A 16,115-nucleotide genomic window follows, 5' to 3' on the forward strand; every position below is an offset into this window, starting at 1 on the left:
AAAGAACGCCGCCAAAGCTGCGAAACCGTTCAAACGTTGGGGGCGGAACACCCGCTGAAATATCTGCCGCACAGTGCCGGCATTCCCAAAAGCAGCTATATCGGCAAAGCCGGTCCCGATGCAGCGGCCAAAACCGCCGTGGGTGAAGTCTGTCACCGACGCAAAGGCCGCAAAATGGTGGCGCACATGTTGGATCAAGCATTTTGCCGGGATCTTTGCAAAACCCTGCCATAATCAAAAAGACTTACTTAGGTTGCTAAGTAAGTTTTTTCCAATATTAAATATTCTGTAGTTCTCTATCATTGCCTACTTTTCTAGATGATCGGCAATAGGGTGTCGGTCGATAATGAAGTGGATTTTAAGCAACGGGAACCGGTCAATATGTTTGGCAATCATGGTTTCGGCAGTTTGTTTGAAAAAGCTGCTCATGAAGAAAATCCTCTAAATTCGGCTTATAGGATTTAGAGGATTTTAGGGAGTTTGGGCAGTATGACGTTATTTGGTAACTATGGTTCTTCGTGTGAGTTTTAAGAAGGGTTTTGCATAGGTCTCGGGCCTTGTTTTTATTGCGATTCTTGGCTTGGATTATCCGGTAAATAGACATCAAAACGTGTGCTTTTGCCCGAATATTGATAGGCCGGTTTTTCGCTGTTGAGAAATCCGCCCAAGCGTGGGCGTTTGACCACGATGCGTTTTTTGGCCACGGCGCGGGCGGTATTGAGCAGGGCGGCTTCGTCTTGTGTGGTGCCGACTAAACCGTGGAAATAGGCCATTTCTTTTTTGACGGCAGCAGATTTTTGCCGTTCGGGATACATCGGGTCGAGATAAACCACATCAGGACGGCCGATTTCTTGCGCCAACTGTGGCATCAGCGTGGACATATCTACGAAATGCAGTGTGATGCGTTGTGCGATTTCAGCGGTGTTATGGTGTTGTAAGGCGCGGTTGAGCCCGTCGTGCAACAGGCAGGCAACGGCGGGATGCTGTTCGAAGGTGCGGATGGTTAAGCCCAAAGAAGCCAGCACAAAGCTGTCGCGCCCCAAGCCGCCGGTACCGTCCCAGACGGCGGGTTTGCTGGTGTGGTTCACTGCTTTGGCGATGAGTTCGCCTCCGCCTTTGGTGCGGCGGTATTGAGCGGCGCCGCCAACAAAATCGACTTGTACGCGGCCTTTTTCTCCGGCGCGGCACAGGCTGATGCCGTCTGAATCGGCGTAGAGATATTCGATGTTGTCGGGCAGTTGGCGGACGATGGTCAGGCCGAAGGTGTGTGCCAGCTCGCAGGCGGAAGCTTGGGCGGATTCGGCAAGGTAAATGCAAGTCATGTGTATCAGACGGCCTTTTTCATATAAAGACCGTCTGAAAGCTTTTCAGACGGCCTAAGGTGGATTTAGACGGCCTGATCAACATCAAGGCCGTCTGAATGTTAGTTAATGTTCAAACGCTCCATGCGGTAGCGCATTGAACGGAAGCTGATGCCCAACAGTTTGGCTGCCTGGGTTCGGTTGTAGCGGGTTTGCACCAAAGCGTTTTGGATGATGTCGCGCTCGATTTGGTCAAGATAATCTTGAATCTGCATGGTACGCGGGTCAAATGGCGGTAACGGTTCGTGATTTAATGGTGCTTCCGACACGGAATCGCTAATGTCTTTTAAAGAAAGACTGTGATGCCCGCGCGGCTCTTCATCGGCAGGGATGTTATGGATTTGCAAATCATCCAGTTGGATGATGGTGCCGATGGTGAGTGCCACGGCGCGCTCGAGAATATTTTCCAATTCGCGGAAGTTGCCCGGATAGCTGTAATGCAGCAGCGCTTCTTGCGCTTTGGAGCTGAGCTTGTAGGTTTGGTTGCCGTGGCGGTGTTTGTAGAGCAAATAGAGAATCAGCGCGCCCAAATCTTCACGCATTTCCCGCAACGGCGGCATATGCAGCGACACCACGTTCAAGCGGTAATACAAGTCTTGGCGGAACGCGCCGCTTTCAACCAGCGCTTCAAGGTTTTTATGGGTGGCGCAGACAATGCGCACGTCCACAAAAATTTCGCGGGCATCGCCAATACGGCGTACGGCTTTTTCCTGAATGGCCCGTAAGAGTTTTACCTGCATGGCCAAAGGCAGGTCGGCCACTTCGTCGAGAAAAAGTGTGCCGCCGTCGGCATGTTGGAAAAAGCCCAAGCGGTCTTGATCCGCGCCGGTAAAGCTGCCTTTTTTATAACCGAAAAATTCGCTTTCCATCAGGTTTTCGGGAATCGCACCGCAGTTTACCGCAATAAAGGGTTTGTCGGCACGATCAGACAATTCGTGTATGGTGCGTGCGGCCTGTTCCTTACCGGTACCTGATTCGCCGGCAATGTACACCGGCACTTCGCTGCGGGCAAGCCGACGGATTAAATGGCGCACTTCAACCATTTGCGGCGAAGTACCCAGTAGGCGCGGCATATCGGCTTCGCCGCCCAGTTGCGGTGCTTCTTCCAATAGCGTGGATTCAACGCTGGAAAAACGCTCTTTCATAGAACGCAGGCTGTCGGGCACGGAAATCGGCTTGTTCAAATCACGCGATACCGGTTTGGCAGCAGACTGTGCTTGGCGGGTGGTCATCGCAGCAGGCGGTTTATTCAAAGCGGCCGTCACAGGCGCAGGGGTAGGTTTAACCGGTTGCGGTGTAGGCGGTACTTCGGCATTGTCGGCTACCGTCACCGCCGATTTCACCAGCGAACGCAGTTGCGACAGGGTAATCGGTTTTTGCAGATAATCGAACGCACCCGCTTTCAGGGCTTCAACTGCCTGATCGGCATTTCCGTAGGCGGTAATCACGGCCACAGGCGTGTCAAGCATCAATTCGTCGATGTATTGCACTACTTCCAAACCCGAACCGTCGGGCATACGCATGTCGGTCAATACCAGCGAATAATCGTTGTTGTCGAGTTTGTCTTTGGCTTGTTCGACACCTTCTGCGGTCTCCACACGCAGTCCCATTTTCATCAGTGTCATTTCCATCAGGTCGCGGATGTCGGCTTCGTCATCGACAACTAAAACGGGATCTTGCAGCTTACTCATTGCTGTCCTTCGGTAAAATCAGTTCAAAACCGTTCATTTCAGGGTGATAGTGCAGCTGGCCCAAATTGGCATGCGCCAATTCGCGGGCAACGTATAAACCCAAACCGGTGCCTTGTTTTTCGGTGGTGTAAAACGGCTCGAACAAATGGTTGCGCACTTCCGGTGCGACGCCCTTGCCGTTGTCGGCTACCACAATAGAGATGTGCATGCGGCCACTCGGACGGATTAACACGGTGATGGCATTTTCGTCCTGGCGGCTGTGGCGCCAAGCGTTGTTACACAGGTTCCACATAATTTGCTGCAAATGCATGGGGTCGGACAAGACGGTTAAGTTGGAGCCTTCCATGTTCATGCGCAAACAGCCGATGGCGGCGGGATTGTTTAAAGTAAATTCCTGCTTGAAACCGAGCCAGAATTTCATCAGGTGAATCGGTTCGCGACTGATGTTGTCGCGCTTGTTGAGCAGGGAAATGTCTTCCAGCATTTTGTCGATGCGCTGGATATTGCTGTCGATGATGCCGTAGAGTTTGGCCTTTACCGGATCAATGTCTTCATCATCTTGCAGTAAATCGCTGGCGTGGCGAATGGCCGACATCGGGTTGCGGATTTCGTGCGCCAGATTGGCGGTGAGCTGACCCAATGACGTTAATTTGGTCGACATCGCTTCGGCCGCTACTTCACGCAAAGAGCGTACATACAGCATCAGCAATTCGGTTTGCTCCTGAATCAGGGGCACGGCACGAACATGCATGGCGTGTTGGAAAATGTGAATGTCGGTTTCAAAGGCTTTGTCGGGCTGGTATTGCCAACGCGACACCAATTCGCCGAACACAAATTCCTGCTGGTCGACCGCCAGGCTCGGGAAGTAGTTTTTGGCTTGTTTGTTGAACAGCCAAACGCGTTGGCCGGCATCAATCACAATCACTGCTTCTTGCACGCGGTTCAATACCAATCGATTCAAGCCACTGATACGCCGGTAGGCAAGTTGGTGTTTGCTGGCCGATTCGGTGGCTTGTTCAAGGTATTTGGCGGCAAACGCGGTCAACATGGCGACCAGATAGCCGGCACCAATCAATATGATACAGCTCAGGACGCTTTGGTTTTTCCATTCCGGCGGTGAGAAACGGATGCCGCCGTCTAAAAACAGCAAAATCACAAACAAAAGTGAGGCATAACCGGCATAAAGCATGGGGTAATGGCCGTAGCTCAGCAGGCAGGACGTAGCGATAAACGGCAGCACCAAAATGGCAAAGCCCGAATCAATTCCACCGGCGATATACACCAAAATAATCATCATGGAAATATCGACTACCGCACTGGCATTGGGTAAATCGAGCGATTGCCATTGCCAATCCGGTCGGAATACCGACAGCAAAATCAAAAAGGAATACAACGCGGCCCAGCTGTAAAATTCGATGGTCGGAAATGCCACGTTTTCCAAATTGATGCTGCTGTATGTCCCCAAGACTTGGAAAACCAGTAGCGACAACACGATTACTATCCGGGCCACATTAATCAGCCCGGGGATGCGTTCGCTTAAATTGTCCAATTCCTGATTACTGAATTTTGTCATGTTCAGTACACCTTAAGATACTGTTATTTTTATTAATCATTAGAATGAATGATTCGGCAGCCTGTCGTATGACTGCCGAATTTGCTGTTCCCAATCAATCAGGAACCGTCTGTGTTGCCCTAGAATATCACGATTTGGCATCAAGAGTGATGACATCGGACAAATTATGCCGGGATTATAGGGAACCTGAGCTGAATAATTGTTTCAGACGGCCTGAAAGCGGTAAAGGTTTGCCTTTTTTGCCGCGTTTGCCGCTGATGCCGGCAAGTAGGATGCGTTCTTTATGTGCCGCCCTGCGTCTGCCTTCGCTTTCAGCGTGGATTTCCGGCGTAGAGATGACGGCGATGTGGGCCAGTTGCTCTTTCTCTCCCAAGCTGATGAGTTGGAGGCCGCGGCCTTTAGCCATGACTTTGAGCTCGTTCAACGTAAAGGCCAAGGCTTTGCTTTCTTCCCATAAAGACGTTTGGCACTCGGTCACGGCCACCACTTTGCAATCCGGATTAATCAGCGACGAGGCATATACCGGCACCGGCGGCAATACTGTTTCGCCCGCTTCCACGCTCATCACCACTTTGCCCGCTTTCATGCGGCCGATCATATCGCCGAGTTTGGCGATAAAGCCGTAACCGCCGCTGTTGCTCAGCAGATAATGCTGATCCGGCAGACCGGTGAGCATGGCGACCACTTCGGCACCGTTTTGTACATCAACCAAAGAAGCCACCGGTACACCGTCGCCGCGTCCGCCCGGGATTTCCGATGCATCCAGCGTGTAGGTACGGCCTTGCGAATCAAGCACCACCACCGGCCACACGGTACGGCTTTCTAAGGTTTGTTTCAAACCGTCGCCTTCTTTGAACGTGGTTTGCGCCAAATCCAAATTGTGGCCGACACGGCTGCGTATCCAGCCTTTTTTCGACAAAATCAATGTCACCGGCTCATCAGCAGTAGTTTGCGTCAGCGTGGCACGGCCGGCTTCTTCAACCAGAGTGCGGCGTTCGTCACCGAATTGTTTCATATCGGTCTGCATTTCTTTGATGATGAGTTTTTTCTTTTCGTTTTCATCGCCGAGCAGCAGATTCAGACGGCCTTCTTCTTCGCGCAGTTCGGCCAGTTCTTTTTCTAACTTAAAGCCTTCCAAACGCGCCAGTTGGCGCAGTCGGATTTCGAGAATATCTTCCGCTTGGATTTCGCTCAAATCAAACGCCGCCATCAAATCGGCTTTCGGTTCGTCCGATTCGCGAATCACCCGAATCACTTCGTCAATGCTTAAGAAAACTTTCAGACGGCCTTCGAGAATGTGCAGGCGTTTTTCGACTTGGGTCAGGCGGAATTTCAGACGGCGTGTTACTGTCATCACGCGGAATTTCAACCATTCCTGCAGGATGGTTTTCAGGTTTTTTTGCGCAGGGCGGTTGTCCAAGCCCATCATCACCAAGTTGACCAACACATTGCCTTCTAAAGACGTTTGCGCCATCAGCGTGTTCATAAACGCCTCCGGTTCGAGGCGGCTGGATTTCGGCTCGAGCACCAAGCGTACGGGATGCTCGCCGTCGGATTCGTCGCGCACTTTTTCAATCAAATCCAGCATCAGCTTTTTGGTGTTGAGCTGGTCTTGGTTGAGCTGTTTTTTACCGGCTTTCGGTTTCGGATTGGTTTGCTCTTCGATTTCGGCAAGAATCTTGGCAGTGTTGGCATTAGGCGGCAACTCGGTCACAATCGCCCGCCATTGGCCGCGCGCCAGTTTTTCGATTTCATAACGCGCACGCACGCGCACGCTGCCTTTGCCGCTTTCGTAAATCTGCTGCAAATCGGCGGCAGGGGTGATGATTTGGCCGCCGCCGGCAAAGTCAGGCGCGGGAATGTAGCCCATCAAATCGGCGGTTTCCAGCGAAGGTTTCTTCAGCAGGGCAATCGCCGCTTTGGTGACTTCGGTGAGGTTGTGCGACGGGATTTCAGTCGCCATGCCCACGGCAATACCGCTGGCACCGTTGAGCAACACCATCGGCAATCGGGCAGGCAGGTGGACAGGTTCGTTGAATGCGCCGTCGTAGTTGGGGACAAAATCGACTGTACCTTGATTGATTTCGTTTAATAACAATTCTGCAATCGGTGTCAAACGCGCCTCGGTGTAACGCATGGCCGCCGCACCGTCACCGTCGCGGGAGCCGAAGTTGCCGATGCCGTCAATCAGCGGATAACGAAGCGTGAAATCCTGCGCCATGCGCACCATCGCTTCATACGCCGAGCTGTCGCCGTGCGGGTGGTATTTACCCAAAATCTCGCCGACCACGCGCGCCGATTTCACCGGTTTCGCCCCTGCGGTCAAACCCATGTCGCGCATGGCATAAAGAATGCGGCGCTGTACCGGCTTCTGGCCGTCTGAAACTTCCGGCAGCGCACGGCCTTTGACCACGCTCATGGCATATTCCAAATACGCGCGTTCGGCATATTGGCCGAGAATCAGATGGTCGGATTGGATAGGGGAAACAGGGATTTGCTCGTTCATGGTACGACTAAATAAGAGTGGAATTCAAGCACCGTATTGTAAAGCAAAACCACGTTTCTTGCTTAAGTTTGAAAAGGCCGAGACCTTTGCAAAATTCCCATCTTTGACACATTTCTTCGTTATGCGCCCGAAAGCCTGCCTGTCTAAGTGATATGTCTGTGTTTTCCGTGCTGCTCTAACTTTGAACTGCACTCAGATCCGGAGGTGTTGAAAAGGTTTCAGGCCGTTTGGAAGGGTAGTCGGTTTCAGACGGCCTGACTGAATATTGCCACGCAGTGATTACGGTTTTGTGATGTCTCCTAACTGCAGGATATGAACTGGTTTGCCCCAAAATTGCACTAGAGCCTGTTGACAATTGGCCGGCGAAGCAGTTTTTTGAGGCAAAAACCGCGTATGCAAAGCAAAAAGCGCAGCAAGGTTGGACACCTTGCGGGCATTTTTAACGCGGCAGACGGGGATTTTTGACCAAAAACACTGCCGTTGCGTTAATTGTCAACAGACCCTAGGCTTTTTCAATTACATCACACTACATTTCGATAAATGACAGCGCTCTATGGAGATTCGATTAAACGTTCAACGCGGATTTATTATGTGATCGGCCACCCGATTCCGCAGGTGAAATCACCGGATTTGGTTGCCTAATCCTTTCAAAAAAAGGTTTGAATGCGGTGTCCGTGCATGCAGCATCTGACCGGCCGGCCACATTTTTTTACGCGGTGAAAGCCATGCAAAATGCCGGCAGCTTGATGATTACTGTGCCGCACAAAATCACGTTTGCCGGTTTGTGTGGCGAATTATCCGACTAGGCGCGTTTCTTACACACCACCAACTGCGTGCACCATGAAGGCAGTAAATGGGCCGGCGATATGATTCGATGGTCGGGTACGGTAGAGGCTTTACAGCGCAACGGCACGCAACTGCAGGGTAAAAAAGCGATTTGTCCGGCATGGGGCGGGTACGGTCATTGCCCATACGATTATTGACGGCCGGTGTCAGAAAACCGGCCATTGTGGAAATGGGCACCGCCCGCCGAGACGGTTTGATTGAGCGTTTAACCAGCTTGGGCTTAGGCAGGTCTATACCGGAACCACCGACCCGAGCGGCTTCGATATTGTGGTCAGTAACCATGCCGATGGGTATGCGCGAAGGCGGCAAGCTGTTGTTTGACGGAGATTAAGATGGCGGCGGAGATGTTTGTCGGTGATGTGGTCGCGACACCGGCATTGGCTGCATGGATTGCCCGCGTGCAAAAAGTCGGCTGCCCAAACGTCCACCGGTATGGACATGTTTGAAAGAGTGCGCGATTCGATGGTGGATTTTTGCTGGCGAAATGATTTCAGACGGCCTTTGTATTGCACCAAACATGTAAAAATTTCCATAAATTTCAACAAATTCAACCTGATTTATTGTGTATCTGCATAATGATTTTTGTGGTGGCGCTGATTAAGATAGCATAAAACACCAAACCATAACGGAACACGACCATGAACACCACCGAACAAAAACCATTATTTATCAAAGTCCATCCCGATGATAATGTCGCCATTATCGTGAACAGCAACGGCTTGCCTGCGGGCACGCAGTTTTCAGACGGCCTCGCATTGGTTGAGCATGTGCCGCAAGGACATAAAGCGGCTTTGGTTGATATTCCGAAAGACGGCCAAATCGTACGCTATGGCGAAATCATCGGCTATGCAGTGGAAGATTTGCCGCGTGGGGCATGGATTGACGAATCGAAAGTGGCGCTGCCTAAAGCCCCGCCTTTGGATACCCTGCCGCTGGCGACCCGTCCTGTACCGAAATTAGCCCCGCTGGAAGGTTATACATTTGAAGGCTACCGCAATAAAGACGGCAGCGTCGGTACCAAAAATTTATTGGGCATTACCACCAGCGTGCATTGCGTGGCCGGTGTGGTCGGTTATGTGGTGAAACTGATTGAGCAGCATTTGTTGCCGAAATATCCGAAAGTTGACGGTGTGGTCGGTTTGAACCATTTATACGGCTGCGGCGTGGCGATTAATGCCCCGGCGGCAGTGGTGCCGATCCGTACGATTCACAACATCGCGCTAAACCCGAATTTTGGCGGCGAAATCATGGTCATCGGTTTGGGGTGCGAAAAGCTGCAACCTAACCGCCTGTTGGAACAAGCCGAGGGCACGATTCCGATTAAAGTCGACGGCGACAGCACCAGTGTCACCAGTTTGCAGGACGAGCAATTCGTCGGCTTCAAGGCCATGGTCGATTCGATTATGGCCACCGCAGAAAAACATTTGCAGAAACTGAATGCGCGCCAACGCGAAACCTGCCCGGCTTCCGATTTGGTGGTGGGCATGCAGTGCGGCGGCAGCGATGCATTCTCCGGTGTTACCGCTAACCCTGCGGTGGGCTATGCTTCCGATTTGCTGGTGCGTTGCGGCGCGACGGTGATGTTCTCCGAAGTGACCGAAGTGCGCGATGCGATTCACCTGCTCACACCGCGCGCGGCAGACGAACAGATCGGCCGCCGGCTGCTCGAAGAAATGAAGTGGTATGACGATTATCTCAATGCCGGACAAACCGACCGCAGCGCCAACCCCTCGCCGGGTAACAAAAAAGGCGGCTTGGCCAACGTGGTGGAAAAAGCTTTGGGTTCGATTGCCAAATCAGGCACTTCGGCGATTGTCGAAGTGTTGTCGCCCGGGCAACGCCCCACCAAAAAAGGCCTGATTTTCGCCGCCACCCCGGCCAGCGATTTTGTGTGCGGCACGCAGCAATTGGCTTCGGGCATCACCGTGCAGGTGTTCACCACCGGTCGCGGCACGCCTTACGGCTTGGCTGCCGTGCCGGTGATTAAAGTCGCCACGCGCACCGATTTGGCCGACCGCTGGTTTGACCTGACGGACATCAACGCCGGCCGCATTGCCACCGGTGAAGCTACCATCGAAGAAACCGGCTGGGAAATTTTCCACTACATTCTCGACATCGCCAGCGGCCGCAAGCAGACATGGTCCGACCAATGGGGTCTGCATAATGCGCTGTCGGTGTTTAACCCGGCACCGGTAACCTGATTTTCGCCCCTTCGTCTTCTCCGGATTCTTCTTGCGGAATAACTGTGTCTATGACATTTTTCACCAAGACTTAAGGCCGTCTGAATTTCAGACGGCCTCTTTCTATTGGAATGCTGCGCCGTCGGATGTAAGTCGAAATAAGGTTTTCCGCCGTCCGGTCCGGCGTTGTTGACAAAAGCTTGGCGCAACATTATAAGCATGGAAAAGGCAGCGTTTCTGCATCCGTCCGTTGTTAAAACCAAATAAGAAGAACATATATGTCTGCATTCGAAATCCATCCCATCAGTGAAACGGCTGTGTGCTGTGCTTTGCCGCCGCCCGCCTCTTTGGACAACCAGCGTCGTTTGTGGGCATTGGCCGGCATCCTGACCGATTGGCCGCAAGTGGCCGAAACCGTCACCGGCATGAACAATCTCACTGTGTTTGCCCGGCCCGATGCCGCACTTGAAGAATTGGCGGCGGAACTGTCGCGCGTTTGGCCACAGGCCGTGGCGGCGCAATACCAAGGCCGCCACGTCGACATCCCCGTGGTTTACGGCGGCGAATACGGTGTGGATTTGGCGGCAGTAGCGGCGTTTCACGGTGTCAGCGTGGCTGAAGTGGTACGCCGTCATACCGAGCCGGTTTACACGGTTTTCATGATGGGTTTCCAGCCCGGTTTCCCCTATTTGGGCGGTTTACCCGAACACCTGCATACTCCGCGCCATGCGGTGCCGCGTACGCAGGTTCCGGCCGGCTCGGTCGGCATCGGCGGCAGTCAGACCGGGGTGTATCCGTTTACCTCCCCCGGCGGCTGGCAGCTGATCGGCCACACCGACACACCGCTTTTTCAGACGGCCTCTTACCCGCCGACTCTGTTGCAGGCGGGTGATACCGTGCGTTTTGTGGCAGAAAGGATTGAACCGTGATTGATATTCAAGAAGTGGCCGCCTTGGCGCATATTCAGGATTTGGGGCGTTACGGACAGCGCCGTTTCGGTATCGGCCACGCCGGCGCGATGGATACGCAGGCATTGCAGGCGGGCAACATCCTGCTGGGCAATACGCCCGGTGCGGCGGCAATCGAAGTGGTGCTTGGCGGCTTGAGCGTGCGTTTTGGCCGCGATACGCCGTTTTGCATCACCGGTGCCGTTTATGAGGCCGAACTCGACGGCGAACCGGTCTACTCTTATTGGCGGCACACTGCCGAGGCGGGACAGACGCTGCGTCTGAAGCGGGCGGTACAGGGTATGTACGGTTATCTTTGCGTGGCCGGCGGTATTGACGTACCCGAAGTGATGGGTTCGCGCAGCACCGATTTAAAGGCTGCATTCGGCGGTTTGGAAGGTCGGGCGCTGCGTTCGGGCGATGCCTTGCCGCAAGGCACGGGGGAACATTATCTGAGCCGCATCGGCATTGCCCCGCTGTTTTCAGACGGCATCATCCACGCCTTGCCCTCATCAGAATACCATTTGTTCGACCGTGCTTCCCGCACGGCTTTTTGGGATACTTTGTGGCGGCTGCAAAGCGACAGCAACCGCATGGGCTACCGTTTTTCCGGTGCCGAACTGGGTTTGGCCGAGCCTGTGGAAATGCTGTCGCACGCCGTGACTGCCGGTACCGTGCAAGTGCCGCCGGGCGGACGGCCCATTGTGTTGGCCGCCGACTGTCAAACTACCGGCGGCTATCCGAAAATCGCCTGTGTGGCGGCCGCCGATTTGGGCAAGCTGGTGCAGACACGCTTCGGCAGCACGGTCAGGTTCCGTATGACCGACACGGCACATGCCCGGCGGCTGCAACGCAAAAACCAAGCCTATCTCAACCACATTAAAAGGATAGCCGATGAAAACCGTTGATTTGAATGCCGATTTAGCCGAAGGCTGCGGCATCGATCGCGATTTGATGCAGCGCGTCAGTTCCGCCAACATTGCTTGCGCTGTCCATGCCGGCGATGCGGTGGAAATGTACCGCGCCCTGACATGGGCAAAACAATACGGCGTGCGCATTGGCGCGCATCCCGCATTTCCTGACCGTGAAAACTTCGGCCGCCGCAACATGAATATGCCGTCTGAACACCTGCGCGCGCACCTGCTGTACCAACTCGGTTCGCTACAGGCTTTGTGTGATGCGGCAGGCGTAGCAATGAGCTACGTCAAGCCGCACGGTGCGCTCTACAACCAAGCCGCCGCCGATGAGCAACTGGCCTCCTTGATTGCCGGCACGGTGCGTGCCTTCAATCCCGAATTGAAACTGATGGCCTTGTCCGGCAGCCTGTTGCTGCAAGCCGGCGGGGCCGCAGGTCTGGGGGTGGTTTCCGAAGTGTTCGCCGACCGCCGCTATCTGGCCGACGGTTCGCTCGTGCCGCGCAGCCGCTCCGACGCTCAAGTCGGCAGCGACGGCGAAGCCGTAGCACAAGTGCTGCGCATGGTGGGGAAAGGCGAAGTGGAAAGCACGGACGGTACCATCGTAAAAGTGCGTGCTGACAGCATCTGCCTGCATGGCGACGGTACGCACGCGCTTGAGTTTGCCGATAAAATCCGTGCGGCTTTACAGGCAAAAGGAATAGGTATCAAGGCCGTCTGAACATTTATTCAATGGATTTTCAGACGAATTGTTTTTGCAAACGTGACAACAAAACAAAAGGAGAAACAGACATGTCTTCCGACAACCGCCGCAATGCAATGCTCGGTGCGGCCTTTTTAATGGCCACGTCCGCCATAGGCCCGGGCTTTCTCACCCAAACCGCCACCTTTACGCAGAGTCTGTCGGCCAGCTTCGGCTTTGTGATTTTGGTTTCGATTATGCTCGACATCGGTGCGCAATTGAACATTTGGCGGATTATCGCCGTGTCGGAACAGCGCGCGCAAGACATTGCCAACCGAGTGTTTCCCGGGGCGGGCTATTTTTTGGCCGCGCTGGTTGTGATGGGCGGCTTAGCTTTCAATATCGGCAACGTCGGCGGAGCGGGCTTGGGTTTGAACATTATCACGGGTTGGCCGGTGGAGACCGGCGCGGTAATCAGCGGCTTGATTGCCGTCGGGGTGTTTCTGTTCCGCGAGGCGGGCAAGGTGATGGACAGATTCGCTCAAGCCATGGGCTTCGTCATGATTGCGCTCACTCTGTATGTGGCCTGGAAAGCCTCGCCGCCGTTGGGCGAAGCGGCCGTGCGTACCTTTGTGCCGGAAAAACTCGATGCGGTGGCGGTTGTGACGCTGGTAGGCGGTACGGTTGGCGGCTATATCACCTTTGCAGGGGCGCACCGCCTGCTGGATGCGGGTATCAAAGGCAAAGAAGCCTTGCCGGAAGTCAACCGCAGCTCGATATCTGCGGTTTTGATCGCATCCGTCATGCGCGTGGTGCTGTTTCTCGCCGTGTTGGGCGTGGTGTCGCAAGGCGTTGCGCTCGATCCGAAAAATCCGGCGGCCACGCCGTTTGAACATGTCGCGGGCAATATCGGCCTGATGATTTTCGGTGTGGTGATTTGGGCGGCTTCGATTACTTCGGTAATAGGTGCGGCTTATACGTCGGTGTCGTTTATTTCCAGCTTCAGCCCTAAAATCGAACGCCATAAAAACAAGTGGATCATCACCTTTATCGCACTCTCCACTTTGGTGTTGGCAGCCATCGGCCGCCCGGCGCAGGTGCTGGTGTTCGTTGGTACGCTCAACGGGTTGGTTTTGCCGATTTCACTGGGTTTGATTTTGCTGGCGGCCTACCGCAAAGATATCATCGGCGATTACCGCCACCCGAAATGGATGACGGTATGCGGCTTGGCGGTAGTGGCTGCCATGGCAGTATTGGGCGGTATGACCTTGGTAAAATACATCGGCGGCTTATTGGCTTAAACGAAAATATTAACGTAAACAGGCTGTCTGAATTTCAGACGGCCTTCTTTTATTGGGGTATTGCTTGCAATGAAGCAGTTAATGTAGTTAATAATGAGAAGAAATATTTGAGGCAGTCTGAAAGCAAGCATAAGGTTTCAGACGGCCTCAAGCCATCTGCTCACTGATACCGTTTAGCGGCTTTTTTTACTTTGCGGAACCAGTGTTTTTGTGTGGATTTGTTGGCAGGTTCTCCCGCGTACAGCCAGTGTTCGTAACGCGCCAGCAACGATTCGACGGCAGGGTCATCCGCTTGGTTGCGGCGTAAAATCTCACGCAGTTCGGCGGGCGTGACGGCTAAAACCGTTTTATCGTCTTCGCCCAGAATGGCGCGTTTGAGCAGCATGAAACCGTCTTGCAGTTCGTCACGACGGCGGTTTTTCAGCCACCAGCGCAATAAAGGCAATAGTGCGAACGCAAGGGCAAGCGGCATGAACAGCAACAGGCTTTTCAAATTAAAGCCGCCCAAACCCAGCTTTTCAAACAGATTGTTTTGGCGGGTTTGATCGTAGTTCACCACCCATTGCTGGAAATAGAATTGGCCGGCATCGCGCCATTTGCCGAATACATGATCGCGCGGCAGTAATGATTGCTCGCTTTGCGGCAGCGCTTGGCTGATGCCTTGCTCGGTGCGCACGCTGGAGACGGCAGTGGTGGGATCGACGCGCAGCCACACTTGTTCGCTCGGCAGCCACACTTCCGTCCATGCGTGGGCATCTTTAGAGCGGATTTGCCAGAATCCGGCTTGCTCGTTGAATTCCGCCCCCAGATAGCCGGTGACAATCCTTGCCGGCAAACCGGCCGCCCGCATGATCACGGCGAAGCTTTGGGCGTAATGTTCGCAAAAACCTTGTTTGGTCTGGAATAAAAATTCATCGACCACATGCCCATTGCTTAACAAGGGAGGTTGCAGTGTGTAGCTGAAGCCTTGGCGGCGGAAATGATTCAGCGTGTTTCGGATAAATTCACGTTCGGTTAATGCGTTTTCGGCTAATTTTTTCGCGAGGTTTAAGGTTTGCAGGTTGCCGGCGGGTAAGCGGGTGTAGCGGCGGTATTCGGCTTCGTTTAAAACGTGCGGCAGGGTGTCGCTCAAAGCGGCTTGCAGGTGCAGGCGGCGCAAACCTTCGCGGCTGCGTTCGGCGCGCAAGGTGTTGCCTAAACGCTGTGCCAAACCTTGCGGCGGCGTGCCGACAGGGTGATCCAAGGCCGGTAAGGCGCCGTTTTGGTCGCGGATAATCATTTGGTAATCAATGCGCCGGCCATCTGAAACGTTTTGTGCACTGTCTTGGGCAAACCCCGGTACCGCCTGCCATGTGCGGCCGTTGAAGTCGTCCATAATGATGGCGCGCCAGTAAAGATTTTTCGGCTCGACAGTAAGGCCGTCTGAAAAAATCACGTTGGCCACCCATTCGTTGCTTTGCACCAAATTGCTGATGCTGCCCGGCTGCATGCTATCGGAAAGGCCGGTTGATGCCTGTTTGTCGCGTTTTTGCGGAATGCCCCATAAGGGCTCGTTCAAACGCGGCACGCTGACGAACAATACTGCTGTCAGCGGCAGAGTCAGCAACAATGCCATGCCGCTCCAACGCCACGATTCGCGCAGGTCCAAGCCGCACAACACGGCGAAACACGTGCTGACGGCAAACAAAGCGGCCAGCAGCCACAAGCCGACTGCCAAACTTTGGTTGAGCAGCACAGACGAGCCGATCAGAAACAGCATGGCCAGCAGTAACACATGCCAGTCGCGCCGTGAGGTGCTCTCAAAAGCCTTGAGCGTGACCATCAGCAGCAGGAAAGCGATGCCGCCTTCCCGCCCGAACACTGTGCCCAGTTGCGCCCACACCAAACCACCAGCCGCTGCCACCACCATAATCAGCAGCGGCGCAGGCAGTTTGCCGATGTTGAGATGCAGCAACACGCCGCGAAAAACAAGCAGGGCAATAAATAAAAGGGTAATGGTGGGAGGCAGGGAAAACATCATCGGCAGCGCGGCAAACAGCAAAGTGGCCAGAATCACAATGGCCGAGCGCGGTGGCGGCTGGAGCGACAGAAAAGCAGGTGCGGCAGGAAGCATG

The 16,115-nt window shown here is 53.9% G+C and carries 13 protein-coding genes and 1 pseudogene; 8 read left to right on the top strand and 6 right to left on the bottom strand.

Annotation, left to right across the window (positions count from 1 at the left end; translation table 11 throughout):
• Positions 1-234 (top strand): hypothetical protein (locus ACFPVS_RS03670; protein ID WP_378595426.1); only part of this gene is annotated, 234 nt, incomplete at its 5' end.
• 75 nt (positions 235-309) lie between these two features.
• Here the strand turns inward: ACFPVS_RS03670 and ACFPVS_RS03675 are convergent.
• The 5 genes and pseudogenes from ACFPVS_RS03675 to parC all read right to left on the bottom strand — a co-directional run.
• Positions 310-429, bottom strand: a pseudogene (locus ACFPVS_RS03675) (IS5/IS1182 family transposase); the annotation flags it as partial.
• Positions 430-563: 134 nt separating this feature from the next.
• On the bottom strand, positions 564-1,322 hold the full coding sequence (locus ACFPVS_RS03680; RefSeq protein ID WP_096296020.1) for a class I SAM-dependent methyltransferase: 759 nt from the start codon (positions 1,320-1,322) through the stop codon (positions 564-566).
• A 101-nt stretch (positions 1,323-1,423) separates the two neighbouring features.
• The gene (locus ACFPVS_RS03685) at positions 1,424-3,052 is read right to left on the bottom strand and encodes a sigma-54-dependent transcriptional regulator (protein ID WP_096296019.1); all 1,629 of its coding nucleotides are present in this window, start codon (positions 3,050-3,052) and stop codon (positions 1,424-1,426) included.
• Positions 3,045-4,625 carry an ATP-binding protein gene (locus ACFPVS_RS03690; RefSeq protein ID WP_096296018.1) on the bottom strand — a complete coding sequence of 527 codons (1,581 nt, stop codon included), beginning with the start codon at positions 4,623-4,625 and terminating at the stop codon, positions 3,045-3,047. Before ACFPVS_RS03690 ends, ACFPVS_RS03685 begins: the two co-directional genes overlap by 8 nt.
• A gap of 175 nt (positions 4,626-4,800) precedes the next feature.
• Complete coding sequence (gene parC, locus ACFPVS_RS03695; protein WP_096296017.1) at positions 4,801-7,131, bottom strand: DNA topoisomerase IV subunit A; 2,331 nt, start codon at positions 7,129-7,131, stop codon at positions 4,801-4,803.
• Positions 7,132-7,805: 674 nt separating this feature from the next.
• On the opposite strand from parC, the gene ACFPVS_RS03700 reads away from it, so the two are divergent.
• The 7 genes from ACFPVS_RS03700 (at position 7,806) to ACFPVS_RS03730 (ending at position 14,001) form a co-directional block, all read left to right on the top strand.
• Complete coding sequence (locus ACFPVS_RS03700) at positions 7,806-7,937, top strand: hypothetical protein (protein ID WP_255419094.1); 132 nt, start codon at positions 7,806-7,808, stop codon at positions 7,935-7,937.
• Between the two features lie 158 nt (positions 7,938-8,095).
• Positions 8,096-8,308: a hypothetical protein gene (locus ACFPVS_RS03705; protein WP_158608739.1), complete on the top strand. Its 213-nt coding sequence runs from the start codon at positions 8,096-8,098 to the stop codon at positions 8,306-8,308.
• Positions 8,309-8,615: 307 nt separating this feature from the next.
• Positions 8,616-10,178: a galactarate dehydratase gene (gene garD, locus ACFPVS_RS03710; RefSeq protein WP_096296014.1), complete on the top strand. Its 1,563-nt coding sequence runs from the start codon at positions 8,616-8,618 to the stop codon at positions 10,176-10,178.
• Between the two features lie 257 nt (positions 10,179-10,435).
• Positions 10,436-11,086 (top strand): 5-oxoprolinase subunit PxpB, encoded by a 651-nt coding sequence (pxpB, locus tag ACFPVS_RS03715; protein ID WP_096296013.1) that lies wholly within the window; start codon positions 10,436-10,438, stop codon positions 11,084-11,086.
• Entirely contained in the window at positions 11,083-12,012 is a 930-nt protein-coding gene (locus ACFPVS_RS03720) for a 5-oxoprolinase subunit C family protein (protein WP_096296012.1), read from the top strand. The genes pxpB and ACFPVS_RS03720 overlap by 4 nt, the downstream gene beginning before the upstream one ends.
• Positions 11,999-12,739 carry a 5-oxoprolinase subunit PxpA gene (gene pxpA, locus ACFPVS_RS03725; RefSeq protein WP_096296011.1) on the top strand — a complete coding sequence of 247 codons (741 nt, stop codon included), beginning with the start codon at positions 11,999-12,001 and terminating at the stop codon, positions 12,737-12,739. The genes ACFPVS_RS03720 and pxpA overlap by 14 nt, the downstream gene beginning before the upstream one ends.
• Before the next feature lie 71 nt (positions 12,740-12,810).
• Positions 12,811-14,001, top strand: a complete 1,191-nt coding sequence (locus tag ACFPVS_RS03730) for an NRAMP family divalent metal transporter (protein WP_096296197.1) — start codon at positions 12,811-12,813, stop codon at positions 13,999-14,001.
• A gap of 160 nt (positions 14,002-14,161) precedes the next feature.
• On the opposite strand, the gene ACFPVS_RS03735 is transcribed toward ACFPVS_RS03730, so the two are convergent.
• A complete protein-coding gene (locus ACFPVS_RS03735) occupies positions 14,162-16,114 on the bottom strand; it encodes a transglutaminase TgpA family protein (protein ID WP_198345297.1) in 1,953 nt (650 codons plus the stop codon).
• Between the last annotated feature and the right edge of the window lies 1 nt (position 16,115).

The sequence above is a fragment of the Neisseria weixii genome, from assembly GCF_042658245.1.
GTDB classification, from domain to species: Bacteria; Pseudomonadota; Gammaproteobacteria; order Burkholderiales; family Neisseriaceae; genus Neisseria; species Neisseria weixii.

Coding starts and splice junctions, on each gene's coding strand:
- ACFPVS_RS03680 (WP_096296020.1), bottom strand. CDS start 1,322: ATGACTTGCATTTACCTTGCCGAATCCGCCCAAGCTTCCGCCTGCGAG.
- ACFPVS_RS03685 (WP_096296019.1), bottom strand. CDS start 3,052: ATGAGTAAGCTGCAAGATCCCGTTTTAGTTGTCGATGACGAAGCCGAC.
- ACFPVS_RS03690 (WP_096296018.1), bottom strand. CDS start 4,625: ATGACAAAATTCAGTAATCAGGAATTGGACAATTTAAGCGAACGCATC.
- parC (WP_096296017.1), bottom strand. CDS start 7,131: ATGAACGAGCAAATCCCTGTTTCCCCTATCCAATCCGACCATCTGATT.
- garD (WP_096296014.1), top strand. CDS start 8,616: ATGAACACCACCGAACAAAAACCATTATTTATCAAAGTCCATCCCGAT.
- pxpB (WP_096296013.1), top strand. CDS start 10,436: ATGTCTGCATTCGAAATCCATCCCATCAGTGAAACGGCTGTGTGCTGT.
- pxpA (WP_096296011.1), top strand. CDS start 11,999: ATGAAAACCGTTGATTTGAATGCCGATTTAGCCGAAGGCTGCGGCATC.
- ACFPVS_RS03730 (WP_096296197.1), top strand. CDS start 12,811: ATGTCTTCCGACAACCGCCGCAATGCAATGCTCGGTGCGGCCTTTTTA.
- ACFPVS_RS03735 (WP_198345297.1), bottom strand. CDS start 16,114: ATGCTTCCTGCCGCACCTGCTTTTCTGTCGCTCCAGCCGCCACCGCGC.